This is a genomic window from Nostoc sp. 106C (assembly GCF_002154725.1).
GTDB lineage: Bacteria > Cyanobacteriota > Cyanobacteriia > Cyanobacteriales > Nostocaceae > Aulosira.
This window is the reverse complement of sequence record NZ_MTAW01000093.1, coordinates 73,455-97,671: the sequence shown is the minus strand read 5'-3', so window position 1 is coordinate 97,671 and position 24,217 is coordinate 73,455. Positions and strand designations below refer to the sequence as shown.

Annotated in this window: 20 protein-coding genes; 7 read left to right on the top strand and 13 right to left on the bottom strand. The window is 40.3% G+C overall.

The features are described from left to right. Positions 1 to 32: 32 nt before the first annotated feature. Complete coding sequence (ppk1, locus tag BV375_RS11625) at positions 33 to 2,195, bottom strand: polyphosphate kinase 1 (RefSeq protein WP_086760545.1); 2,163 nt, start codon at positions 2,193 to 2,195, stop codon at positions 33 to 35. A gap of 796 nt (positions 2,196 to 2,991) precedes the next feature. Between ppk1 and BV375_RS11620 the strand changes: the two genes are divergently transcribed. Further along, on the top strand, positions 2,992 to 3,927 hold the full coding sequence (locus tag BV375_RS11620; RefSeq protein WP_086760542.1) for an alpha/beta fold hydrolase: 936 nt from the start codon (positions 2,992 to 2,994) through the stop codon (positions 3,925 to 3,927). Between the two features lie 105 nt (positions 3,928 to 4,032). Here the strand turns inward: BV375_RS11620 and BV375_RS11615 are convergent, their stop codons facing one another. The 4 genes from BV375_RS11615 to BV375_RS11600 form a co-directional block, all read right to left on the bottom strand. Further along, positions 4,033 to 4,467 carry an SRPBCC family protein gene (locus BV375_RS11615; RefSeq protein ID WP_086760540.1) on the bottom strand — a complete coding sequence of 145 codons (435 nt, stop codon included), beginning with the start codon at positions 4,465 to 4,467 and terminating at the stop codon, positions 4,033 to 4,035. A gap of 44 nt (positions 4,468 to 4,511) precedes the next feature. Continuing rightward, entirely contained in the window at positions 4,512 to 5,951 is a 1,440-nt protein-coding gene (gene zds, locus BV375_RS11610) for a 9,9'-di-cis-zeta-carotene desaturase (RefSeq protein WP_086760538.1), read from the bottom strand. A 247-nt stretch (positions 5,952 to 6,198) separates the two neighbouring features. Next, positions 6,199 to 6,375 carry a CopG family transcriptional regulator gene (locus tag BV375_RS11605; RefSeq protein ID WP_086760535.1) on the bottom strand — a complete coding sequence of 59 codons (177 nt, stop codon included), beginning with the start codon at positions 6,373 to 6,375 and terminating at the stop codon, positions 6,199 to 6,201. A gap of 1,995 nt (positions 6,376 to 8,370) precedes the next feature. Next, positions 8,371 to 10,011 carry a hypothetical protein gene (locus BV375_RS11600; RefSeq protein WP_086760533.1) on the bottom strand — a complete coding sequence of 547 codons (1,641 nt, stop codon included), beginning with the start codon at positions 10,009 to 10,011 and terminating at the stop codon, positions 8,371 to 8,373. Positions 10,012 to 10,317: 306 nt separating this feature from the next. Between BV375_RS11600 and BV375_RS11595 the strand changes: the two genes are divergently transcribed. The 3 genes from BV375_RS11595 (at position 10,318) to BV375_RS11585 (ending at position 11,508) form a co-directional block, all read left to right on the top strand. Beyond that, the gene (locus BV375_RS11595; protein ID WP_086685719.1) at positions 10,318 to 10,674 is read left to right on the top strand and encodes an iron-sulfur cluster assembly accessory protein; all 357 of its coding nucleotides are present in this window, start codon (positions 10,318 to 10,320) and stop codon (positions 10,672 to 10,674) included. Positions 10,675 to 10,741: 67 nt separating this feature from the next. After that, positions 10,742 to 11,164 (top strand): hypothetical protein, encoded by a 423-nt coding sequence (locus BV375_RS11590; RefSeq protein ID WP_086760531.1) that lies wholly within the window; start codon positions 10,742 to 10,744, stop codon positions 11,162 to 11,164. Between the two features lie 101 nt (positions 11,165 to 11,265). Next, positions 11,266 to 11,508, top strand: coding sequence for a hypothetical protein (locus BV375_RS11585; RefSeq protein ID WP_086760529.1), 243 nt, complete (start codon positions 11,266 to 11,268; stop codon positions 11,506 to 11,508). Positions 11,509 to 11,598: 90 nt separating this feature from the next. Here BV375_RS11585 and BV375_RS11580 read toward each other — a convergent pair whose 3' ends face one another. Further along, the gene (locus BV375_RS11580) at positions 11,599 to 12,519 is read right to left on the bottom strand and encodes a TIGR01777 family oxidoreductase (RefSeq protein WP_086760527.1); all 921 of its coding nucleotides are present in this window, start codon (positions 12,517 to 12,519) and stop codon (positions 11,599 to 11,601) included. A gap of 171 nt (positions 12,520 to 12,690) precedes the next feature. Between BV375_RS11580 and BV375_RS11575 the strand changes: the two genes are divergently transcribed. Continuing rightward, a complete protein-coding gene (locus tag BV375_RS11575; RefSeq protein ID WP_086685728.1) occupies positions 12,691 to 13,038 on the top strand; it encodes a hypothetical protein in 348 nt (115 codons plus the stop codon). 420 nt (positions 13,039 to 13,458) lie between these two features. Here the strand turns inward: BV375_RS11575 and BV375_RS11570 are convergent, their stop codons facing one another. The 4 genes from BV375_RS11570 to BV375_RS11550 all read right to left on the bottom strand — a co-directional run bounded on the left by BV375_RS11570 (position 13,459) and on the right by BV375_RS11550 (position 19,672). After that, positions 13,459 to 13,962: an FHA domain-containing protein gene (locus BV375_RS11570; RefSeq protein ID WP_086685730.1), complete on the bottom strand. Its 504-nt coding sequence runs from the start codon at positions 13,960 to 13,962 to the stop codon at positions 13,459 to 13,461. 215 nt (positions 13,963 to 14,177) lie between these two features. Continuing rightward, positions 14,178 to 16,628, bottom strand: coding sequence for a heavy metal translocating P-type ATPase (locus tag BV375_RS11565; RefSeq protein ID WP_086760524.1), 2,451 nt, complete (start codon positions 16,626 to 16,628; stop codon positions 14,178 to 14,180). A gap of 391 nt (positions 16,629 to 17,019) precedes the next feature. Continuing rightward, entirely contained in the window at positions 17,020 to 17,295 is a 276-nt protein-coding gene (locus BV375_RS11555) for an NINE protein (RefSeq protein WP_086760518.1), read from the bottom strand. Between the two features lie 802 nt (positions 17,296 to 18,097). Continuing rightward, positions 18,098 to 19,672 (bottom strand): type II CAAX endopeptidase family protein, encoded by a 1,575-nt coding sequence (locus BV375_RS11550; RefSeq protein ID WP_086760516.1) that lies wholly within the window; start codon positions 19,670 to 19,672, stop codon positions 18,098 to 18,100. Positions 19,673 to 20,177: 505 nt separating this feature from the next. Between BV375_RS11550 and BV375_RS11545 the strand changes: the two genes are divergently transcribed. After that, positions 20,178 to 21,233, top strand: a complete 1,056-nt coding sequence (locus BV375_RS11545) for a hypothetical protein (protein WP_086760514.1) — start codon at positions 20,178 to 20,180, stop codon at positions 21,231 to 21,233. A gap of 79 nt (positions 21,234 to 21,312) precedes the next feature. Here BV375_RS11545 and BV375_RS11540 read toward each other — a convergent pair whose 3' ends face one another. Continuing rightward, the gene (locus BV375_RS11540; RefSeq protein WP_086760513.1) at positions 21,313 to 21,999 is read right to left on the bottom strand and encodes an HAD-IA family hydrolase; all 687 of its coding nucleotides are present in this window, start codon (positions 21,997 to 21,999) and stop codon (positions 21,313 to 21,315) included. A 223-nt stretch (positions 22,000 to 22,222) separates the two neighbouring features. Here BV375_RS11540 and BV375_RS11535 point away from each other — a divergent pair, with 223 nt between their 5' ends. Continuing rightward, on the top strand, positions 22,223 to 22,996 hold the full coding sequence (locus BV375_RS11535; RefSeq protein ID WP_086760612.1) for a glucosamine-6-phosphate deaminase: 774 nt from the start codon (positions 22,223 to 22,225) through the stop codon (positions 22,994 to 22,996). A gap of 338 nt (positions 22,997 to 23,334) precedes the next feature. Here the strand turns inward: BV375_RS11535 and BV375_RS11530 are convergent, their stop codons facing one another. Both BV375_RS11530 and BV375_RS36810 read right to left on the bottom strand, forming a co-directional pair. Next, positions 23,335 to 23,532 (bottom strand): hypothetical protein, encoded by a 198-nt coding sequence (locus tag BV375_RS11530; RefSeq protein ID WP_086760510.1) that lies wholly within the window; start codon positions 23,530 to 23,532, stop codon positions 23,335 to 23,337. A 184-nt stretch (positions 23,533 to 23,716) separates the two neighbouring features. Further along, complete coding sequence (locus BV375_RS36810; protein WP_166507431.1) at positions 23,717 to 23,890, bottom strand: hypothetical protein; 174 nt, start codon at positions 23,888 to 23,890, stop codon at positions 23,717 to 23,719. Positions 23,891 to 24,217: the final 327 nt, after the last annotated feature.

The window sequence follows — 24,217 nt, the reverse complement described above, 5'->3', positions numbered from 1 at the left end:
TGGGCAATTTACCACAACTTTAGTGACATTATTTAGACATCTGTTTTAAATGATTGCCATATTTCCATCAGTGTGTTTTGGCTACTGCGTTCTGGCTCATGCTTACGGGGGCGACGTTGAATATAGGAACCATCTGATTGCAAATCCCAAGCTTGGCGATTGTCTGCCAGCATAATCTCCAAAATATCTTGTAAAGTTTGGGAAATCTTGGGATCTTCCACTGGTGTAACAGCTTCTACACGCCGATCTAAGTTACGAGGCATCCAGTCAGCACTACCAATGTATACTTCATTTTGCCCATTATTATGGAAGTGAAAAATCCGAGAGTGTTCTAAAAAGCGGCCAATAATGCTGATCACGCGGATATTCTCGCTGATTTCTGGTACTCCCGGACGCAAACAGCACGTACCTCGAACAATTAGGTCAATTTGTACTCCAGATTGCGATGCGGCGTAGAGGCTGGTAATAATTTGCGGATCTACCAGAGAATTCATCTTGGCAACGATCCGACCAGTTTTACCGTTTTTGCTGTGTTCAATTTCGCGGCGAATCAAGGCAATCATGCGATCGCGCATACTTACAGGTGATACTAGCAGCTTGCGGTAAGAATGTTGATAGGCATAGCCCGTTAAGTAATTAAATAAATCAGTTAAATCTGCACCTAAATCTTCTCGACAACTAAACAGCCCTAAATCGGTGTATAACTTTGCTGTTTTCGGATTGTAGTTGCCAGTGCCAATATGAACATAGCGACGAATCTTTTCTCCTTCCTGACGCACCACCAAGACTATTTTGGTGTGAGTTTTGAGTCCCACCAAGCCATATACAACATGAATCCCAGACTTTTCTAGTTTCTGTGCCCAAGTAATGTTATTTTCTTCATCAAAACGGGCTTTTAATTCTACAAGGACAGCAACTTGTTTGCCACTTTCCGCCGCAGTAATCAGAGACTGAAAAATCTCAGAATCTCCAGAAGAGCGATAAAGTGTCATTTTAATTGCCAGGACATGAGCATCGCGGGCAGCTTGAGCTATAAATTGCTCTACAGAGGCGCTAAAAGATTCGTAGGGATGATGTACTAGCAAGTCATTTTGTTGAATTATTGAGAAAATATTCTCTGTTGCTTCTGCTTTATTTGATTTAGTTATTTGGTTGCATTGATGAATATCATGCAGCCGAGGTGGAATTATCGGTGTCCAAGGTGAATCTTTCAGTTCCGGTAATGGCAAAGCCAGGAACGACATTAAATCCTTTAAATTTAACAGTCCATCTATTTCATAAACATCTGTCTCAGTCAGTTCCATTTCTGGACATAACATTTGTCGCACAGACTGAGGCATTGATGGTTGAATTTCTAAACGTACTACAGAACCACGAAAATGTCGTCCTCGTAACTCTTGCTGAATTGCTAATAGTAAGTCATCTGCTTCTTCTTTCGCTACTGCTAAATCTGCCTTACGAGTCAGCCGAAATAGGTGATATTCCTGAACGATCATCCCAGGAAATAAAGTTTCTAAATTGTGAGCTACTACCTGTTCTATTGGTACACCCATCCAATGATTTACTCTGCCATTTTCTGGTTGTAAATCTTGAGGTAACTCAATAAATCGCGGCAGAATATTTGGCACTTTGACTTTGGCAAACTTTTGTTTCTCTGTGACTGGATCTTTGACAACTACTGCCAAGTTCAGACTGAGATTCGCCATTCGGGGAAAGGGATGGCTAGGATCTACTGCTAAGGGTGTCAGAACTGGAAAAATCCGCTGTTTAAATAACTTTCGCAGGTAAGAACGTTGTTCTGAACTGATATCTATGTAATTGAGAATATGAATACCTTGGGATGCCATTTCTGAACGCAACACCTTCTCAAAGTTGTGATGTTGCTTAATCACCATTGGACGTAGTAATTGTGCGATCGCTTTTAATTGTTCTTGTGGAGTTAAACCATCTGGAGTTTTTTTACTTACCTGCGCTTGGACTTGATCTTTTATAATTGCCACGCGAATCATGAAATATTCATCTAAATTGGAACTGAAGATAGCGGTAAACTTCAGTCTTTCCAATAAAGGTGTACGCAAATCCAACGCTTCATGCAAAACTCTCCGATTAAATTCTAACCAACTTAGCTCTCTATTAAAGTAATACTGCGGGTCACTCAGGTTAATAGCTGTGGTTATCTGTTTGGATTTGACCATATTAATTTTTAATTTATTCAGAGAAAATTTTTGTAGAATCCAGATACTAATATCTGTTTAATATTTCTCAGATTAATGCATTATTATTTACCAGATATTTATATTTTAAATAAGGTCTATTTAGTTAAAACATGAAAGTAAACATTTTCTACATTTAACTTTAGTTTTATCTATATCAAACCTTATTTAAAAGTTAAAATCTTGAGCTTGTATGTCCCGTCACCAAGGCTTTGTTGAAATATTTAAATTTGAATTAATGTCAATAACAATTTATTTGAGTAAGTATTTAAAAGTTCTTGTTTCTCGAGTTAATCACTAATTTTGGAATTTTTTCGTTGTATATCAGAGTGATTTTGATACTAGTTAATTTGTTATTGACATCATTAATTAGATTCTTAGTTATTGATTAACAGTAGATTAATTTTAAGTTAAGTATATTTTAACTTTATATCAAATTTGCTAATGTAAGCTTTTTTACATCATCAAATAGAGTTAAATTAAAAATGATTTTTTATCTAAACAAATAGAGGGAAAAAGCTCAATCTTAATAGCACATATAGACACAATTGCTAGATTGAGAATGAAAAAAATTAATAGTAAATAATAGTTTTTTACTTCGTTTATCCAACATTTGAGGGTAAATATATAATGTATTAAATTTTACCGATAAACCCTGTTTTACTGTAGGCTAACTAAACCTAACAATCTGACTGTTGATATTGGTTTTCACTACTTTCAACCGAACCTTTGTGCTGGATTACAATTATTAAAAGCTACTTCACATTTCTTTAGAATCATGCAGGCAATTACAGCCCCCTCTACAACCCCAATTCCCGGTCAATACTGGCAGTGGCGAGGGCACAAAGTTTACTATGTACGAGCCGGAGAACAACATCCGCAACGTCCGCCCTTGTTATTTGTACATGGGTTTGGTGCTTCCACAGACCACTGGCGCAAGAACATCGCAGAACTAAGCCAAGATTTTCAAGTATTTGCGATCGATTTATTGGGATTTGGACGCTCAGCCAAACCTAAAATGCAGTACGGTGGTGACTTGTGGCGTGACCAACTCTACGACTTTATCAGTGAAATCATTGGTCAAAAAGCAGTTTTAGTAGGTAACTCTCTCGGTGGCTATGCTTCCTTGTGTGTTGCTGCACAACGCCCCGATAGTGCTGCTGGTGTAGTCTTACTGAACAGTGCAGGCCCCTTTAACGAACAGCCAACATCTGAACCCGAAGCTTTGCAAACACAAATTCAGCCTCCCAAACAAGAATCGGGATTGCAGAAGTTGCTGGGTGACAGTGTGAAGTGGATGTTTCAGCAACCTTTAGCCCAGTTTTTATTATTTCAATATGTGCGACAACGTTGGGTAATTCGCCAAACCCTAGAAAAAGTTTATTTGGACAAGAGTGCAATTACAGACCAGTTGATAGAAGAGATTTATCGGCCGGCTTACGATGCAGGTGCATTTGATGTATTTGTCTCGGTGTTTAGTACTCCCCAAGGAGAAAAAGTTGATGTACTGCTGAAGCAATTAACTTGTGCTTTATTGTTGTTGTGGGGAGAAGCTGACCCTTGGATGAATGCTAGAGAGCGTTCCCAAAAGTTTCGCCAATATTATTCACAACTTCAAGAACATTTTCTCATGGCGGGTCATTGTCCTCATGATGAAATACCAAATCAAGTCAACTCTCTTTTGAAAGATTGGGTGTTGTCACTTCCTCAGTAAATGAGAAAACAATTTTAAGTATTCCATACAAAATCAAAGCCTGCGGCCGCAGGCTTTTAAATCGCAAAATCTCCTGATTTTTCAGTAGCAAATTTCTGTTAGCTATTACTTATTGAGGGCGTATTGTCGAAACCTTTCTAAATCTGCTTGAATTGTTGACTCAACAACTCTTCCTAAAAACAAGTTATCCATGATTTTGCCAAGAAAGCCGGGGATAGCGTAGGAAATAGTCATTTTGACAATACTACTAGTGTGGCGATCGTAAAAGCGAATCGCTCCTTGATTGGGCAAGCCATCAATTGATTGCCATTGGATAATCTGATTGGGTATGACTTTGAGAATCCGGGATTTCCAAGTAAAATCCAGACCGCCAGTACTCAGCTTCCAAATAGATATATCTGGATCATCAGGCGATATTTTCACAGAATCAATCCACTTCATCCATTTGGGCATTTGCTCCAAATCAGACCAGAGACTCCATACTAAATCTATAGGAGCCTCAACCTCGACCTGTACACTATGCTCTAGCCAGTCTGACATTTTTATTTCCTTCCTCTGCGCTTTTTCTTGCCTCGTGCGGTTCGTTATTGCTTTACATTCTCCAAAATCGCTTTTGCCGCACGTCGCCCGGAAATTGTTGCTCCCTCCATACTATCGATGTAGTCTTGCTGAGTGTAACTGCCTGCCAAGAAGAAATTAGGCACTGGTGTCTTTTGGTTAGGACGGTATATATCCATCCCTGGCGCTTCTCGGTAAAGAGACTGGGCAAGTTTTACCACGTTGTACCAAGTCATATTTAACTCTCGCGACGAGGGGAAGAGTTCATGCACTTGCTTAAGAACGTGCTGGGCGATCGCTTCATTGCTTTGTTTGATAAACGGATCTCCCGGTGTCAGCACTAACTGCAACAATGAACCCTGTCCTGGGCGATAATAATCAGCAGGGCTACTCAGGGCTAAATCTGCAAAGCAAGAAAAGTCAGCATCCGCTGTGTAGAGCAAATTATCTATCCCCGCGGCATGATTTAGCTGTTTGCGTTGCTCTTCATCTTGCAGTTCTGTTACCCAACCATCAAACCTTAGCTGTACTGTGGCGACTGGCACGGCATCTAGTTTGTAAATATTGTCAAATTCTGGCCACTGACGCCACTGTTGAGGCAGGATGCGTTGAATTCCAGGCACGTCACAGGCAAAGACGTAGGCATCAGCAGTAACCACTTCTTCTGTCTCACCTTGGGCAACTACTATACCTGTAACATGGGTTTGTTCCCCTTGTTCTGCAAACTGAATTTCCCGCACTTGGCGACGGGTGTAAACTTGAGTACCTCTAGCTGCTAAATATTCCAAGATGGGTTTGTGCAGGTATTCATGGGGAGAACCTTCCAGCATCCGCAGTATTGAAGCTTCAGTTCTAACTGCAAAAAACTGAAAAATTGTCAACATACAACGGGCAGAAATGTTTTCGCAATCAATAAATCCTAAAGCGTAAGCGATGGGGTTCCACATCCGCTTAATGCTACCTTCACTACCACCATGACTGCGAAACCAATCGGCAAAGCTGACTTTATCTAAATTGCGAATGGTTTTCATCGCCCCATCAAAGTCCACCAAACCGCGAACTATTGGGCTAGTGCCTAAGGCGATCGCATTTTGCAATTTATCCTGTAATGATAGTTGGGAAGTCGTGAAAAATGCTTTTAACCCATTAAAAGGCGCACCTGTGAAGAAACGAAAATCTAAAGCACCAGTGCGCCCCCCTTTATTGATAAAAGTGTGGGTATGTTCTTTTAGGCGTAGATTGTCTAACGCCCCTACCTTCTTCATCAAGTCAAACAGCTGATAGTAGCAGCCAAAAAACACGTGCAACCCCATTTCAATATGGTTGCCATCGCCATCTACCCAACTGCCAACTTTTCCACCAACAAACGGACGGGACTCAAAAATCTGTACTTCACAGCCAGCATCAGCTAAATCCACGGCAGTTGCTAGCCCTGCCAGTCCCGCACCTACGATTGCAACGCGCATTCCGTCGTTCCTTTTCAGTTTCTTTACAGATTGTAACTGGCTTGGTGTCGGAATTTGCTACTCATATTCAGTCGATTAGCACATACATGCATAGCGGTGTCCGGTTACACACTTTTGTATCCCAAAGTTTCTAAGTAACAAATAATACCTAATAAATAGGTCAAGTCTAGGGATTAAGTAACTCAGCATTCACTTAATAACGACTGAATGAAAACAAGTATTTGAAGTGTTTTTGGCACACACCTTCCTACCTACTGGGTTCTTTCGTATCTTCAGAGATAGGTAAACCTCTAATCAGTTCCCGAATAACATCGGTTGCTGGTCTACCAGTCTGCTGACAATATTGTTCCAGTTTTTCAGCTTCCTGTGCTGCGAGATTAACTGTTATACGTTTTACGGCCCACTTTTTATTTGTCATTATCATGCTAGTTGCTATATATTAACATCATCAAAGACATCTAACTAAAGAATAAAAAGATAATATTCTTAAGAATTAGTGCCAGTAAACAAGCAATGCCATTAATATTAAAAATGCTATTTTTGTCAAATCTTGTTCATTTTCCAATAAAATATAAAAGGCATGATTCATTTGTTACTGTTGTGACAGGGAAAATAGCGCACACTTGCCGTAAAAGTAATTTATATCGGCAAAAGTATAGCGACTAAATGCTGACAGTTCAATTTTCTAAATCAGTGGGTATCCATGCTGTTAACAAAATAAAGATTACCCCAGTTTTTCTTTATCAAAAGCATTTCTCTTTCTCTCTAGACTCAGTTCGCTACAAAACTCTGGAGAGAACATAATACCATAACATTTAACAATCAAGTGCGAGAAAATTATCATTGTTAAATGCTGGCTGGTAAAGATGTTTTAGTAACATATGTAGTTTGCGATCGCTCGTAGTAAAGTTCACACTAACTAGCTAGGTCTCCATAAGAAGGGGACTTTTCGCACTTCTTCATGTTACTGTTATTAAACTTCATACTCGTAAATTAAGATTTTTCTAAGAGTAAGGCTTTGGTATTTTTTGTTTTCATATTTTCTACTAGAATTGACACTTTTATCTACTAGACTGTTACTACCTTCATATTAAATACATTGCTTTCATCAATCAGGCTTTGGATAGAATAATCAAAACTTGATAATGCTATTGACCTCCACTCAATTAATCTATAATTGCTAGCAAATTTTTTAAATTTCTACCTAACTTATATAGCTCAGTAGTTTTATTGGAAAAATAAATATTTGCCAGCATTAATTTTGGGAAGATGATTACTCATTCCTGATAGGGCTAATGTACTATGATATGTGGTAGATTCAGCCTACTTCTAAAACTAGAGTTGCTATCGATATTAAATTAAAATTTAATTCCAGATAGGTGCTCTAGCTGTTGAAGTGTTTTAAAACAGCTTCTAAAAAATGCTTGCTATTCAAACATTATGCAAATAACCATCACTGTATAAAAAATATTGTACACCTCAATATTTTTTAAGTGCATTTATTAGAGCGATTCTGACTAAAATTTAAATAATCTTTATTGTCTGGCTAAATAACAGTAGTTATCTAGATTTATAAAAAAATTATAAAGCAGCCTTTGTTAGGCTAAACTTTCAATGAATAAGATTGATAAATAACAAAGTGCTGAATAAGAGAAAAGCAGATATTGAAACAATTTTGCTGAATTTAAACTGGCTCAACTTTGTCTATATATTTTATTTAATGTACTATTTTATACTGTTATTACTAGCCCCAACAGTCACTAGAAAAAGATAAGAATATAGTTACTTCATAAAGTTATGAGCAAGTAATACCAATTTTAAAAATGATTGCGACAGATGAAAATCTGAAACGCCTATCCAATAAATGTTTCATAATCACGCCACTTGCTACAACGCGACGGCATTTCCTACCCTACCCTGCGAAAACTCTCTTTTGTTGTGGAGACGCTAACGCGTAGCTTGCTTCCCCGAAAGGGCACGAGAGAACGAGAACGCTTGAGAGCGAACAAGTCAAAATAGAAGTAATAAATATTACGGCTACTTATGGTAAGTAGATAGAGTTAATCTCACTAGAAAATAGACACACAGGCAAGGTAAGACAGGACTATAGGCAAGCTGCTAGAGACTTGCTCAAAGGAAACTGAGATGTTTTATACATCGTAATGAAAACTATTTTTTTGAACTAGCTTCTATTTAGTGATTTAGCCCAAATGCTATGTTCTGCCATCGTTGAAGCCAGCTAGGTAGGAGCAGTGCTAACACTACTCACAATTAATCTCAAAGTTCGTACTCTAGAGGATATTTTGCAGAGTCAGCAATTGTGTAGCCATTCCGGAATGCAATGCTGTTCGAGATGTTATCCAGTTTCAATCTTAGTAATTATTTAATCAGGAAGCATTGATCTCCTTTTGAGGCAGCACTATTCAAATTGAAGTTGAGGTACGAGTTGCAAAGTACCAATGCCTAAATCTTTTGGAGAAACCGATCGCGCTTCAAACAGAGCCATCATATCTCGCAATTGCGGGTTGCCACGGGCTGATCCCGTCAATCCTTTAGCAATGATTAAACCACAGTAGCCTCTGGTATTTTTGCAGCGCTGATTCCATTTTTTTCGGGCTTCTACATGAATGGGATCGTCATCTAAAAATTCGCCGAATAAGAACAATTCATCATTGTGAGTTTGTAATAAACCCAAGTCATAGTTATTGCCATCAAAGGGATCGGCACCAGGATTAAAACAAATTGCTTTCAGTCCCCCAGCGGCTTCTAAATGTTCAATTACCGTCTTACCTCTGGGACGAGAAGTTTGAATTAAAATTACAGGCAACCCGTCACCTACTTGTTGAATTTCACCGACGGGATGATAGGTAACACCTTGACGTAAATACTCCAGCATTTCCCAAGAGACTACTCCCAAACTGAGGAAAGAGTCTTCTGGGATCAAATCATCTCGTAATGAACGTAACATCGTGGAAGATTCCCCTATCTCCCCATCCTCGATATCTAAGCCGGCCATTTCCTCTAATTCCGCTGCCAACTCTGGCATAGTAGAGACAGTCACAGATACTGTTTTAGTCGCTTCATTGGACTGAGGAAGGGTAATCCGATAGCGATGGCTGAGGCTAGGGAATGAGTCTCCATAGAGTTGGCGACGGTGATCGCGGATAAAGCGGTTCAGGCTCTCTAAAGCCACAAAAACCACAAGTGCTTCTTCGTCATACAAAACAGACCGTAGTCCTTCTAAAGGATGGATATTACCAAAGGTAGGGTCAATTTCTGATAACGGTAGATCTGCTAAGTCACCTTCATCATCCTCAACTTCATCTGTTTCATCACTACGCTCAAAAGTGAGAAACAGGCAATCCTGTTTGAGAAATGCTTCTTCCAAACGCCCTTGTGATTCCTCATCTCTTAACACGGCTGCGCGAAACTGCTTTAAAGAATCTTCAGAACGATAGAATAAAATTCCATATTCCATCCCCAGCATTCCCATGACTGAGGCGTAGAGTTTACCAACATCCCACTTATTAATCTCTATAGACAAGATTTGTTGTTCTTCTAAAAACTCCCAAGGAGATGCCTGCCAAATTGCAAATGCCTTATCTTGCAAGGTTTGTGCATACTGGGGGGGTAAATCGGGAATTTGGCTATCGAGGATTTCCCCAAAAGAGCGAAACAGTTCATCAATCAAAGGCAATTCTGGTGCGTAGTCAATGGCAATGTCTAAGTCTTGCAGGACTCCACGCAGATAAAATTGGATCTCGCGATCGCGGACGACAATTCTTTGCGGACGAGCAGGTTTGGCCGGACTATGAGGATGCTCCATTGCCCGCATTAAGGTACGAACAACTGCTTCCGGGCCAGTGTCGGATCCTACCACATCCATGCCTCTCACAATGCCTTGAGAGCCATCCACCCAAAGTATGCAATCACCCTTTCCTTCTGCGTCTCTTGGCTGAGTTTGTGATGATGACAACGGACGGCGATCGCCCTCCCATACAGAAGGAATTTGGGATAATTTCTTCAACCGACGACTGGTAGAGCGATTAAAACTTGTCATAGAGTAAGTTAATTAAAAGAAGCTGTATCTTCGTCAATTTTTGGAAATGGTTAGTCTCGGATGAAATTTTCCTAGCTATACCTGAAGATTGGTTGCTATTCAGGCTGCCACAAGGCTGAATTTCCAAAAATAGCGAATCTCAAAACGCACCAAATCTCTCAATTCTAGAATAAAAATATTTAGCGGCTTTTGACGGAGTCTTTACAATTTGGCAACCAGGAACATCAATGTCGCTAGAATGGATACAAAAACACCAACTATAAGCCTAGAGTACTGGTTAGACTACTTAAGGAGTTGAAACAGCAGATGACACAAGCAATTCAACCGCAACAACGCGGAATTCAGTTGAGCGAAACCGCACTACACCAAGTAAAGTCTCTCCGTGACAGGCAAGGTCAAGATTTATGCTTGCGGGTAGGCGTGAGACAAGGTGGCTGCTCTGGGATGTCTTACATGATGGATTTTGAAGACTCCAGTAAGATCACTCCCCAGGATGAAGTTTTTGACTATGATGGCTTCAAAATTGTTTGCGATCGCAAAAGCTTATTATACCTCTATGGCTTAATGCTTGATTATAGTGATGCCATGATTGGCGGCGGCTTTCAATTCACTAACCCCAACGCCAATCAAACTTGTGGTTGCGGTAAGTCATTTGGTGTATAGTCAAAAGTCAAAAGTCTAAAGTCCAAGAGCTTTTGACCCTTGACCCTTGACCCTTGACAATTGACCAATGACTAATACGGTTGAATCCCTGTTTGATACAGGTTTGGAACGCTATAAAGCAGGGGAAAGTGCAGCTTCTTTAATCCCTGTGTTTAAAGAAGTTTGCGATCGCGCTCCTAGAAGCAGTTCTGCTTGGACTTGTTTGGCTTGGTTGTATCTGCTCGAGAACAAAGGCAACTTAGCTTATAAAGCCGCACAGAAGGCAGTCAAGCTCAATCCCCAAGATCCACAAGCCAGAATTAATCTTGCTGTTGCCATGCTGGAAACCGGACAAAAAGGTTTACGGGAACATGTTGATTTCGCCCAACAGTTAATTTTTGTAAATCAAGAATGGGAGGATGAAATCAAAAACAGCATTGAAGACGGTTTAACTAGAAAACCAGATTGGCAGAGTTTGGTAAAAGTCAAAGGCTGGCTGTTTGATGCGTAGATGGTAATTGTGTTAGTTGTCACTAGCTAGAAACAGAGGACAACTAACTATTACCCATAAGCAATGTGCAGTTTTTAGACAATTTGACAATAAGACAGTTGATGAAAGACAAACTTTTAAGCTGGCTAAACTTTATTTTAGTTGCAGATGTATTCCTGGTTTTATTTGGCTTTGGGTGGTTTGCGATCGCAGTAATTGGTGATGCCTCTGGTATAAATTTAGGACTAGATTTGTGGCATCAACTGTGGCAACCTGTGTTTAACCCAGCCATTGGGATTCTTATGGGGGGCGCAATTCTCAGTGGTCTGATCAATTGGATTTCCCGAAAATTTCAGGCTGATTAGTCAACCCCTAAGGAATTTAAAATTCAAGATGAGTTAAGGTCAAGATTCCAACTTTTAATGAACATTCACCCTTGACCTTTAACTTTTGACCTATTTTAAAATTTCTGTAATTGCCGAGCGCAGATTAGGATACTGATATCGAAAATCGGTTTCCAAAGTACGCTTGGGAAGAACTTGTTGACCTTCTAAAACTACTTTTGCCCCATCTCCTAAGAGTGCTTCTAGTGCAAAAGCTGGGACTGGTAACCAAGAAGGGCGATTCATCACCTGCCCCATAGTTTGGCTTAAATCTGCCATCCGGACAGGGTTGGGAGCAGTGGCGTTAAATACACCTTCCATCTCTGGTTTGGTTAAAGCTTGCAGAATGAGGTTAACTAAGTCGTCTATATGAATCCAAGAAAACCACTGCCGACCACTGCCAATTGGCCCACCAGCAAAAAGTTTGAAGGGAGTAATCATTTTGCCTAAAGCACCACCCATCCCCAAGACAATACCTAAACGCAGAATTACTAATCGCACACCTGCATCTTTAACTTTGTTCGCTTCAGCTTCCCAAGCTTGACAGACTTCAGCAAGAAAATCATTTCCAGAGGAGCTGGTTTCGTCAAAGGTAGCAGTTTCACTAGTACCGTAGAAGCCGATAGCTGAAGCGTTGACTAATACTGTTGGCTTAAGGTTAGTCTTGAGTATTGCTTCCACAATTTTTTGTGTACCTAGCTTGCGGCTATTGAGAATTTTCTGTTTGTGTTCTGATGTCCAGCGTTCTTCTGCAATCGGTTCGCCTGCTAGGTTAACAACAGCATCACAACCTGTAATAGTATCTTGCCAAGAGCCTGATGCAGTGGGTTCATAAGCAACAATTTCTACATTGGGAAAAGTCTTAGAAGAAAAAACTTTGTTGGCAAAAGCGGTGTTACGTGTTAACACCAACACGCTATTACCATCCTGGTGGAGTCGTTCTACCAAACGACTACCTACAAAACCTGTTGCTCCAGCAATTGCTACTTTCATGATGCACACACGTCCGCCAAAGTCTTATTTTAAAGTTTTTTATCAGATTTTCTACTTGCACCCCCTTCCTTTTTGAATGCAAGAGATTTGTTTAATGAATTTATAAAGACTTGCAGTTTACATACTTCGGTATTATAGGATGGACGGAGTGTTGCAAGGCGTGGGGCTATTATGGCTCGCTATACCTGTTCTTTTATTGTTTCTGTTCCTGTTGAGCATCTCCAGCCGTTGCTTGTAGATCTCTTACAAGACTGTGATTTGGATGTTCAATACTACACGGCCGATTACATTATGGCTCGTGAGGTTCCCGGTACTGTTTCTTTTTCCAAGCTAGTTAAGGTCGAAGTACTGATTGATAAATCAACAGCGACGGAAACAGAAACCCGGTTGAGTATTGTGGTTAAAAATGAGGAACTGCCACTCCAACTTGATAATCACTGTCGACAAGTATTTGAATTTGTGAAGCAGGCGATTGAACACAGTCGCCATTGGCATCTGATTGAAAGTCTAGCAGGATAACTTTTGCTGCTTTTGTTTAGGCATCCGCTGCGGCTAGCTGAATGGCAAAGCTACGCAATAAGCCAAAACCACACAAATTTTGTATTTGAGATTTTGAACCTACTGTGTTACAGAGGTTATGGGTTGCGCTGCTTCTCAAGCCACTCCGTTCGGTATTTAGACTTGTAAACGCTCAGAAGGTAGCAAGTGGCGTGATTTTTGCTCATAAGTCTTGACCACGCTGCTTTGCCAGTAATCCCAAACTATACTCTTGTCAAGAAATCCTGACAACATTAGGTTTTTATCCAAATTTTGCGGACATGATGTCTCATGAAAAGCCGCTAGCATAAAGCTTCAACATTTATGGTAAGCGCTTCCGCTTGATGTGGACAGCTTGACTATTCTTGAGCAAACGTCTCTGATTCAATAATGTTGTTGGTTCTAGAGTTCCTCTATATCGTCTGTCATCCCAGGATTAATTAGTGTAATATCATACTCGCTAGCATCTGTATTACCCGATCGCTGGGTATTACGTAGCAAGTAATAAATAGCACGTACTTGAGGACCAAAAATAATTTCGTCTTCATTTCTCAGGTCGTGGGACGGCATCTTGCGTCCATTAATCATCAAACCGTTAGAACTGAGCTTGCCTTTAGCATCACCATCGACAATTCGATAATAATAGCTCTGACTATTCTGCTCTCGTGGTAATCTCACCAATGTGGCATGGCGGCGGGAGACAAACTGCGACACCAAACGGATATTGCACTCGCGATCTCTACCGATAGAGTAGACGGGGTTTTCCAGAGTAAATTCCTTACGACCTTGATCGTCTTCAATAATCAGAAGATGGCTTTCATTGGTTTCTGCTGCCATTGATGCATCGCTGCTAACATTGGTTGAACTGTGATTGCTCAAGCTTTGTTTAATATAGTTTCCTGCCATTCTTACGCACTACAGTCTGTGGTACTGCTTTAATAAGCATTAAATTGCATATTCACCCAAAAGAGTAGAATATGACTGTTCTACTCCTGCTAGTTTAACTTTTGTCAGATTCTCAACATGCTTTGGTAGATGCTTAACTCCTGAATACGATTTTAGTTTGCCCAACAAGAATAGGAGCGAGATTGAGTTGAGAACTTAACCTTCAAGAGAAAAGTTTAGGGTCGATGAGCTAAACGCCGTAATAAAACTGAGTTACTAACAACACTAACTGAGCTAAAGGCCATTAATGCGGCGGCACCAGATGGGCTAAGTATAAAACCCAAACTGGGTAACAAAACACCTGCTGCTAAGGGAATACCAATTGTATTATATGCAAAAGCCCAAAACAAATTCTGACGGATTTTGTTGAAGGTGGCACGGCTGAGGTGAATTGATTCGACAACATCGCTGAGGCGATCGCGCATTAGTACAATAGCAGCAGTTTCCATTGCTACATCAGTGCCGGAGTATAAAGCAATTCCTACATCTGCTTGAGATAAAGCCGGAGCATCATTGATCCCATCTCCAACCATTGCGACAACAGATGCAGATTTGGTTTGTAATTCTTGGATAGCAGCGGCTTTTTTGCTGGGGGGAACACCAGCGATCACATCAGCGCTATCTAGCCCCAGCTGAGTGCCGATCGCACTAGCAGCTTCTAAGCGATCGCCACTTAGCAACATGACCCGTAAACCCATCTGACGTAAACGATCTACTGTGGCTTGAGCATCTGGTCTAAGAGTATCACTAACGGCAATGATTCCAGCTAAATTTCCGCCCACTGCTACACAAACAACTGTTTTTCCCTCTGTCGCTAACTTCTGACTCAACTTTTGTGCAGTGTCGCTAATTGCGATTCCGTGCCAACTTAACCATTCCCAATTACCCAGCACTATACTTTTGCCCTGTACGATAGCAGACACACCAAGTCCTGGTTCTGTATGAAACTCTACAGCTTCTGGGATAGCTAGCTTTTGCCGCTGTGCTTCTTGTTGAATCGCTTTAGCAAGAGGATGGTATGTGCCGCTTTCTACTGCTGCTGCCAATTGGAGAAGTGATTGAGAAGAGTTTTCTTCTATGCCCAATTCCGCAATCGGCAGACAATCAGTCACAGTCGGATTACCTGTGGTTAGTGTGCCTGTTTTATCAAAGACAATAGTATCTAGCTGGTGTACCCGTTCTAAAACGTCGCCACCTTTAATTAGTAGACCCCGTTCCGCACCTAAGCCGGTTCCTACGAGAATAGCTGTTGGTGTAGCTAGCCCCAAAGCACAAGGACAAGCAACTACCATAACTGCGATCGCTAGCTTTAAGCTGATGAGCAGTGGCGAGTGATGCAGGCTAAGTGATAAGTGCTGAACACTGCGATCTGTGTGACTCATCATATCCATGCCGCCTGATATGGTGAGATCTGGCCAAATATGGGTACCGAAGAAGTACCAAAATATAAATGTTAATAAAGCTGCTGCCAATACCCCGTAGGTAAAGTAACCTGCAACTGTATCTGCTAATTTCTGAACAGGTGCTTTCCTGGTTTGGGCATCTTCTACCAGGGCGACAATATGAGCTAAAGTTGTATCGCTACCTGTACGGGTTGCTTGAATAGCGATCACTCCCGATTGGTTGAGAGTACCTGCTGTTACAAGATCCCCTAATTGCTTGAGTATAGGTACGGATTCCCCAGTCAGCATCGACTCATCCACCGTGGTTTGCCCCAAGCGAACTTCACCATCAACAGGGATTTTATCGCCTGGTAATATTTTTAACCATTCACCTACTCGCACCTGTTCTGCTGGAATTTCAACGATAGCCGAACCGATAACGGCATCTTGGCTATGTTGCGAACCATCTCCATCAGTTACTTGCCCAACTTTCTCTGGGTTAGCAATCAATCGTGCCACTTGTGGCTGTAGTGCTAGTAGTTGCCTAAATGCGGCAGCGGCCCGTCCTCTAGCTTGTTGCTCTAATGTCCGTCCCAGTAGGATAAAACCCAACATCATCACTGGTTCATCAAAGAAGCACTCCCAACCCATTTGAGGGAACAGTAGCGCCACCAAACTAGCCGTATAGGCTGTCAGAGTTCCCAATCCTACTAGAGTATTCATATTGGGGGCATTTCGCCGCCAGCCCAGCCAACCATCCACTAAAATCGGGCGACCTGGAATCAGTATGGCCAATGTTGCCAGTCCACAGTGAAACCAAATGTTATTTAATAACGGCAATGTTAAGCCGCTAATAGTACCAAAATGTCCAATTCCAGATAAGACTAGCAGCACACCAGCAACTACTAACTGCCTTAATGCAGAGCGCATTTCTCGTTGCTGTCGCGCTTGGGGGTCTTCTCGAGCGGCTATCTCACCTGCCGCTGTTCGGGGTTGAGTGGGAAAGCCGTTGGCGGTCAAATGCTTTGCCAGTAACTCTGCATCGACCGCGCCAGCTTCTAACTCTACGACTGCTACCTCCGTTGCCAAGTTCACACAGGCATTCTTAACTCCAGGCTGTTGGGTTAGCTGTCTTTCTACTGCTTTTACACATCCAGCACACTTCATGCCCCCAACATCCAGAATTATTTTCTCTGTAATTGGGATCTGTTCTGGGGTGATCTGAGTTTTGGGAACAAGTTGCATGGCAAGATTTTAGTTAGATTCGCTTCAAAAATCTGACGCCCGATTAAAAGCGTCCTAATTTGAGGGTAGCGAAATCTGGAACTAAGACTGCATGTCATAGTTATTAAATTCTCAATTTCTCTTGCTCAATTCAGGAATGACGACGGCAAGAGCGTTGATGAGATATGTAAATTAATGCTCCTACCTGTATAGGTATAAGGGAAATCAGGCTTTTCAAAAAATAATTTATTTCTAAATTAGACATAGCACTGAAATACCCCACACCTATCAGCAAACACAAGACCAAGGTAAGCTTTTGATTTTTGAGGATTAGCATATCAGTAGATATAAATTGGCAGGATGCAGCTAAGATACATAGCTTAAAATAAAACTTAAATTGAGAAAGAAACTTTTAAAACCAGCCCTGTTTATTGACGAAGTAAGTATCTACAAATTCTTCGTGGGGCTTGTTTAAATAAATCATGCCTTCAATCAAACCGATAAGTTGCATAATTAACAAACTAAACCCGTAAGTAAAAGTGCCACCGACTACAGAAATAACAAGCATAATAAAGCCTTCTGGGGCGTATCCTAAAACAAACTTATGGACACCAAAACCTCCAAAAATAATCCCACAGTAACCAGCCATAAGTTGTTTAGTTGTTTGGCTGGAGTTTAGATTTGCCATATTGAGTGTTGCTCCTGAATAAATAGAGATAATTTTAAATGATTGTTCCAGAAAATACGTAAATATATTTACTTCATAAATATATTTTTACTTTCCCTAACGAAAAAGCAATAATCCAGATAAGTAGCCACATACAATGTGTTACATTTCCCTATGAAACGCCATCATAATTGCATAGGAAAGATTACTTGCTATTGCCTGGAACTATAGAGCGTTGGTTAAATTTTCTGTTTTTTGGGTGACCAATCTCAGTAAATTAGCTTTACAGATTTTCAAGTGAGACATTTCCTTTGAGAAGAATTCACTCTGAATAATCAGCAAATACTCTTATGCTGGAATAACCCTTTCTACAGGTCAATCAGTTTTATGTCCGGATTTTTTTTATCTGGCTGCAATGATGAGGACATCTTTTGTGGACAGTACCAGTATAGGCATTGTTCCACAGAATAGAAACAAATTTTGCCGCCACCTAAGTGCAAAGTAGTAGCATTTTAAGAAATCTCATCAATTACTGCTACCTAATTTCACAAGCATTCTAAGTAGGAAGAAGCTCGAGAACGCAATGTACATCCTGCAAAAGGTAAAAATTACCCAAACGAGATGAAACGCTGATCGAGATTTTGCTATGTATTTCTCAGTATTGCTAGAGTGACTTTTGCCATCAGCAATATTTCCTCTGAACTTAGCATTTACTCATGCTTATTGCTATTTATAAACATTAAATTCTTGCCATATATTATTCCTATATATGGAGATAAAAGCAAATATTTTGATTTTATGGCAACCGTAATTATACTTATATTTAATTACCACTACCTAAGATAAACAAACTGAGTAGAGTACCACTGTTCCAAAGACTGTGTAACAGCATAGGAGCAAGTAGATTACGCGATCGCGTGTACACAACTCCCAAGACGATCCCCAAGGCTGTCAGTGGTAAAATTTCCGACAAGCTTAGGTGAGCAGCGGCAAATAGCAGGCTACTGGTAAGAATCGCCACCCAAACAGGAAGGTAACGAGTTAGGGAAGGCAACAAAAAGCCACGAAACAGAATTTCTTCAAAAAACGGCGCGGCGATCGCAGCTGTTAAGAAAAATATGCCAAGTGCTACGGAATCTTGGCTTTCCAATGCCAGTTGCAACAAGGGATTACTACCACCTTGCCCTTGCCATAGTTGTTGATTAATCAAAGACACCACTACGACTATCGGTAAAGCGGCGCAATAGCCGCCTAGCCCCCACAAAAACCACTTACCTTGGAAATTGAAGCGAAACCATAATTCTGGTAAGGGGAAAAAGCGCTTGATTGATAAATACAGTACCAATAGCGCACCTGATGCTACTAAAAGGTAACGCAGCAAGACTGAGAAAGCCTGAAAACGCACATTACCACCAGTAAGCGAGATGGGGAGCAGAGATAGTAACAGGGGCACAAACAGTTGTCCCATCAAGAAAAAGCCGAGAATAAAAACCTGTAAAATCGTCTCGCCACCCCAAGGCGTTGTCCAGGCTACATCAGCATTTTGAGCCAGTAAGGCTGCTTTTCCCTTCACCAAGCGTTGAGCAAACACAGCAATCAGCAGTATGATCCCAATCAAAGCTGCCAAGGTAGGAAAAATCCCAATCACTGCTAATTTCAATACAGCTTGGGTAGCAGCTTGTTGTTGCGCAGCTTGAACTGCTGATAGTGCTTCTGGACGTTGCTGGAGTTTGTATAGTTGCTCCAGCGCATTAGCGCGAAACCAACCTTCTAAATTTTTTTGAATCAACTGTTGAGCATTTGGTAGCAGACGAGGAGGATTACTCCACAAACCAATTAACACAGTAGATGTTTCTTGAAATTCGGGCTTAATATCTGAGCGTTGCTGTAAATCAGTCCAAGTTTTTAGTGCTAGATCTGTCTTTCCTTGCTGTGCTTGTAAAATTCCTAGGCGTAAGTCTAATTCAGCTAATAATTTTTGCAGTTGGTTGAGGGACTGCTCCAACTGTTGTTGCTGTTGACTAGAGGGATTTTCAGATGGACGGGTTTCTGGTAAAGGTTTAGGAGGTGCGGGAGTATTAACTGGTTGAGAGCGCAGTTTTGCCAGTTGATTTTTGGCTTTGTCTAAATTGGTTTGCACCGATTTCCGCGCTTCTTGATATTGCTTGACCGCGTTATCCAGAGGTTGATCGCCAAGAATAGCATCCCTAACTACCTGGAAATTTTCGTCTTTGTTATCTTCTGGTTGCCAAGCTTGCGCTTGTAGCGCAATATTTGTTTGGTACAGTTCCAGGCGACTTTGGAACTGTGGTTCTTGCCAACTGCTAAATAAAGATAAGCCGGACAACACCAACGAGATCAGCGTTAGCCCAATTAAACCCAACCGTTTGATGGTCATCTATCTCCCCTTGACTAAACCAGTTTAGAAGCTCATGCCCCTTGGGAATTATCGCAAGAAAAAGCAGGAGGTGGATAGATTTCAGGATTGGGAATTTCTACTGCTTCGGCAAAGCAAGTAGTATATAATACACAGTAAATGTAATGAACTTTCGGTAAAAACTACAAAGTATTAATACAGAAGTAATTTAGGGACTCATTGCGATCGCACTCGCATTTTCCTCTATTGAATTACGCAATATTTAGAAGTTTTGCATAGAGGCGATGTCAATTGCGCGAATTCCTCAGGTGCTTTATGCACAGATATTTCATCTATATCACGTTATTTTTGAATTAAATTATACTTCACACAAATTTTTTACTTAAGTATTTATTATAAAGATTGTATAAAAAACACAAAATTAACTATCAAGACTAGTAAAGTTTGGAATACATTAGTCATTCTTGCTAAGTCATTTTATACAAAAAAATAAATCATACGGACAGAGGATTTAACTAGAATTTTTATGTTCAACTATTTACGTAGTTACTTTTATTTACGCAATATAAAAGAAATACTTTCGCCAAAAATTTGGATAATTCTGGGAAAATTTGGCTTAATAGCTGTCTGTGACCTGATGTTTTTAGCCACGATCGCGGTTTATGAAGCTTCAGCTACTCGGATCAGCCTGATTAATCCCAGCGAGTCTACTTGTATCAAAGGTAAGGATGCTTGCATCAAGAAAATTAGTAAAGGCACTCTTAAAGAGGATGAAGAAATAGATACATTTTTGCGGCTTGAATCCTTACCTGAGACTTCAACAAAAGAAGGCTTTAATACAGATGCGTCTCTGGTTAAGTCTCGCGATCGCGAAAAACAGCGATTGTCTCACTCATTGAAGTTAAGCGATGTACCGATAGTCAATATAGGTGGTGCAGATTATCGTGAGTTTATCTTAACTATCAACGAGCCAGAGAAAACAAAGACAAATCCAGGCTTACCAGAGATTGTATTGAAGAAGTTACAGATTTTCTTGGGCAATGCTGCAAATCTGACTAATTACCCAACTTTTGATGGTCATGCTACCAAAACTTTTGATCTCGATCAAAATTCAGTTTTGCTTCAAGATATAAACTCTGAGCATGGTAACCATGATTACTTAGTGTATATCAGTAACAATTTTTTTAGAGACAATAATCAAGGTGAAAAGAAATATGTTTATTTATTTTCTCAATTCAGTGATGCTGAAGGTGGAATTGTAGAATGGGCAGTCAGAAAGTTAGATAAAACAAGTATATTACCCACTATCCCAGCGGGATCTGGGGGAGCGGGGGAAGGTGTATTGGGTACTTTAATTCCGTTCCTAGGACTGTCACAGGTTTTTGGTAGCGGCAAAGCTCCCAATATAAATAACCATCAGAATTTGATTGGCGCTAGAACTGGAGAATTTGCATCAAAAATCCCACAACCAACAAGAGAGGCTCCTGAACCCCCTACTGTGTTAGCTTCTTTGATTGGCATTGGCTTACTAGCTAAAGGAAGATCGGTATTAAGCTACCAGAGAATTAATAAAAGTAATTAGAAATGGCGATCGGGGAGACAAGCAGGAAAATAACTAATAACAAAGGACAAATGACAAATGACTCTTACCTGTTTTGTCCTCAAGAAGTAGATGAAATACTACTCAAATCTTGTTCGCTCATTGAGTTTAGTAATGTCCACAGTTGCAAACTTGTAAAATCGGGAATTGCCATAAAAGCGCCAACTTCTACTAAAACTTTGGGATCGTGAGTAGAAGCTATCCCAATAGTACGGATACCAGCACCAACAGCAGATCGAATTCCAGAGGGTGAATCTTCTAAGGCGATCGCCTCTTGTGCATGAATTCCTAACTTGGTAAGAGCAACTTGGTAGGGTGCAGGGTCTGGTTTACCTGCTATACAATCATCTGCCAAAACAATGGTATGGAAAGCTTCCTTGATGCCCAAAACATCTAGCATAAATTCAGAATTTAGTCTAGGAGCATTAGTTACTAAAGCGCGTTGTAACTGATGTGCTTCTGTCCATGCTATTAGTTCCGAAAATCCATTTAGTGGCTTCAGATTTGCTGCAAGTTCTCGGAAAAATGCTTCTTTTTCATCTGCAAATTTTTCTCCATCTGCTGGTGATAATTGTGGCAATATATCTTTGACTATTTCTGGGTTTAATCGTCCACTAATTCTGGATTTGTAGAAGGTTTCGTCAATTTCTATGCCATAATTACCAAGCTTTTGCTGCCAAGCTTGGTAGTGTATAGGGTCAGTATTGACAATAGTGCCGTCTAGGTCAAAGAGAATGGCAGATAGCATGGCTTTTAGGTAATATGTAAATAATTGTTAACTTTACTTACATAGTTTACATTGTTTTTTATCCTTAGTCATTGTTTCAATGTTCATCAAGGCAACCAACCAGAAATTAATCTGCTAAATCCGTTCCCCCTTTCCCCAACTCTAAAAGTTGTATTGCACTCAACTGCTAACTACCTTAACTGATTTAATTGAGCCATATATTGATCGCCGCCTGTGTAAACAAATGCTAGCCGCTACAAAATCTTTTCGTGTCGATGAGTTAACTGTGCAGATTTATAACACTGAAGCCGAAATGGCTCAAGATGTTGCAGAAATTGCACAACAGTATTTACAGAACCTTCTTCAGCAACAGGAAACAGCCGCTGTATTGCTAGCGACAGGAAACTCCCAACTCAAATTTCTTGATGCTTTGATTGCTTTGGGTGGTGTAGATTGGTCACGGATTATCTTATTTCATTTAGATGAATATTTGGGGATTTCTAGCGATCATTCTGCTAGTTTCCGGCGCTATCTGCGGGAGCGTGTAGAGCAGCGAGTTAATCCTAAGGAATTTCACTATATAGAAGGTGATACATTGCAACCTTTGGCAGAATGCGATCGCTACACTAAACTGCTGCAAGCACAAGCAATTGATTTATGCTGTCTTGGTGTAGGCGAAAATGGGCACTTGGCTTTCAACGATCCGTCTGTGGCTGATTTCCAAGATCCTTACAGAGTCAAACTAGTCAAGCTAGATTACGTTAACCGACAACAACAAGTCAACACAGGTAATTTTCCAAATTTGGAAAGTGTGCCGCAATACGCATTTACTGTGACTTTACCATTGATTTGTTCGGCTAAAAAAATTGTCTGCCTTGCACCTGAAAAACGTAAAGCGAATGTAGTTAAGGATATATTGCAGAGTTCGATTAATAGAAAATGTCCTGCTTCTATTCTACGCCAACAAGCTCAAGCGACTTTGTTTCTCGATACAAATTCCGCTAGCTTGCTGGCTTAAACTACTGAGCTTTTGGTCAATAGTTTCTGATAAGTCGCACACTTGGGGTAACTTCTTTTGATGAGGATGTCTGAAAAAGCTACACAAAACTAAAGTCCGCCTGCACGGACTTTATGTAAATCACCTGCAACGACAGGTTTTATTTGTATAGCTGCGATTTCTAATTGACAAGAGAGATTAAAATTTAACTTCTCAGAGATACACGCAGAGTATGCGATCGCTTAGTTGTGGACACCTTTACCCTTGGCATTTTATCGTAAGAATCAAGGTATTCTATATCTAAAAAAGCCATATCTATAAATATTGGATAGATTTGGCAAGTGCCACAGGCGTTAAATTTAAGCTGGTGAACCCTGCGTCCACTCTGAAACTACATCTTCTACTACTAATTCTTTTTTCTGCGAATTTCTAGCTTCAGCTACTAGGACTTTCAGCGTTGTGGTATAGACATTATTCATGATTTGGTGCCCATAACCAATTACTTTGCCTAGATGTCCAGTTTTTTGATTTAGCACATAGTCCCCAATATTAAACATAGTTGCAACTACCAGTTTTAACTAATGTGTTTCTATATTGTCTACTGCTTATAGCTTAAGAGCTTCATACTTCAAACATGTCTTAGCTCTGCCTTAAGGAATATTTTTGTGCTTATGCTAAGTTAACTTAACTCTCAAAAATGTAAAACTTTTCATTTTAGGGCAGAACGTAGAAAAGTAGATTTTATTTTAAATCTACTTTTGCTGGTTGATTAACAGTATTATTTTGTTCTTCGTAGATGGTCTTTTCTTCCTCATAGCTTAAATTAAAATTATAAAATAATTTACCAAAAACAAGAGCTACAGGAATGCTAATAATCAACCAAATGCAAGCAATAATTACCAATATAGAAATCATAATTCTAATAATAATTATGTGTTGTTACAGCCGCAATTGTCACAATGATATTTTTTTTGATTAATTGGGCATTCTTATGATATACACACCGTTGGGAATTGCAAGTTATGCTGTTTCGTTTTCAGGTCACGACAAATGGAGATTAGATGAGAATAATTTGTAACTGTAGTTGAGGTTGCTATTAATCGGTAATAACTAGGTTTCTGCGATCGCAGCTAGGCTCAAAAGTCCTGAGTTGAAAAGAGGATGTTTGCCTCCCTCAAGCAGAGGTGATAAATTTTGAGAGTTTCTTTAGTATTTTATCTAGCTACTTGATTGGGCAAACTT

Bases quoted from the DNA above. Each gene is read 5' to 3' on its own strand.
- BV375_RS11595 (WP_086685719.1), top strand. From the start codon at position 10,318: ATGACACAAGCAATTCAACCGCAACAACGCGGAATTCAGTTGAGCGAA.
- BV375_RS11600 (WP_086760533.1), bottom strand. From the start codon at position 10,011: ATGACAAGTTTTAATCGCTCTACCAGTCGTCGGTTGAAGAAATTATCC.
- BV375_RS11555 (WP_086760518.1), bottom strand. From the start codon at position 17,295: ATGGCAAATCTAAACTCCAGCCAAACAACTAAACAACTTATGGCTGGT.
- BV375_RS11590 (WP_086760531.1), top strand. From the start codon at position 10,742: ATGACTAATACGGTTGAATCCCTGTTTGATACAGGTTTGGAACGCTAT.
- BV375_RS11605 (WP_086760535.1), bottom strand. From the start codon at position 6,375: ATGATAATGACAAATAAAAAGTGGGCCGTAAAACGTATAACAGTTAAT.
- BV375_RS11570 (WP_086685730.1), bottom strand. From the start codon at position 13,962: ATGGCAGGAAACTATATTAAACAAAGCTTGAGCAATCACAGTTCAACC.
- BV375_RS11575 (WP_086685728.1), top strand. From the start codon at position 12,691: ATGGCTCGCTATACCTGTTCTTTTATTGTTTCTGTTCCTGTTGAGCAT.
- BV375_RS11585 (WP_086760529.1), top strand. From the start codon at position 11,266: ATGAAAGACAAACTTTTAAGCTGGCTAAACTTTATTTTAGTTGCAGAT.
- zds (WP_086760538.1), bottom strand. From the start codon at position 5,951: ATGCGCGTTGCAATCGTAGGTGCGGGACTGGCAGGGCTAGCAACTGCC.
- BV375_RS36810 (WP_166507431.1), bottom strand. From the start codon at position 23,890: ATGATTTCTATATTGGTAATTATTGCTTGCATTTGGTTGATTATTAGC.
- BV375_RS11620 (WP_086760542.1), top strand. From the start codon at position 2,992: ATGCAGGCAATTACAGCCCCCTCTACAACCCCAATTCCCGGTCAATAC.
- BV375_RS11580 (WP_086760527.1), bottom strand. From the start codon at position 12,519: ATGAAAGTAGCAATTGCTGGAGCAACAGGTTTTGTAGGTAGTCGTTTG.
- BV375_RS11535 (WP_086760612.1), top strand. From the start codon at position 22,223: ATGCTAGCCGCTACAAAATCTTTTCGTGTCGATGAGTTAACTGTGCAG.
- BV375_RS11565 (WP_086760524.1), bottom strand. From the start codon at position 16,628: ATGCAACTTGTTCCCAAAACTCAGATCACCCCAGAACAGATCCCAATT.
- BV375_RS11615 (WP_086760540.1), bottom strand. From the start codon at position 4,467: ATGTCAGACTGGCTAGAGCATAGTGTACAGGTCGAGGTTGAGGCTCCT.
- BV375_RS11540 (WP_086760513.1), bottom strand. From the start codon at position 21,999: ATGCTATCTGCCATTCTCTTTGACCTAGACGGCACTATTGTCAATACT.
- BV375_RS11530 (WP_086760510.1), bottom strand. From the start codon at position 23,532: ATGTTTAATATTGGGGACTATGTGCTAAATCAAAAAACTGGACATCTA.
- ppk1 (WP_086760545.1), bottom strand. From the start codon at position 2,195: ATGGTCAAATCCAAACAGATAACCACAGCTATTAACCTGAGTGACCCG.
- BV375_RS11545 (WP_086760514.1), top strand. From the start codon at position 20,178: ATGTTCAACTATTTACGTAGTTACTTTTATTTACGCAATATAAAAGAA.
- BV375_RS11550 (WP_086760516.1), bottom strand. From the start codon at position 19,672: ATGACCATCAAACGGTTGGGTTTAATTGGGCTAACGCTGATCTCGTTG.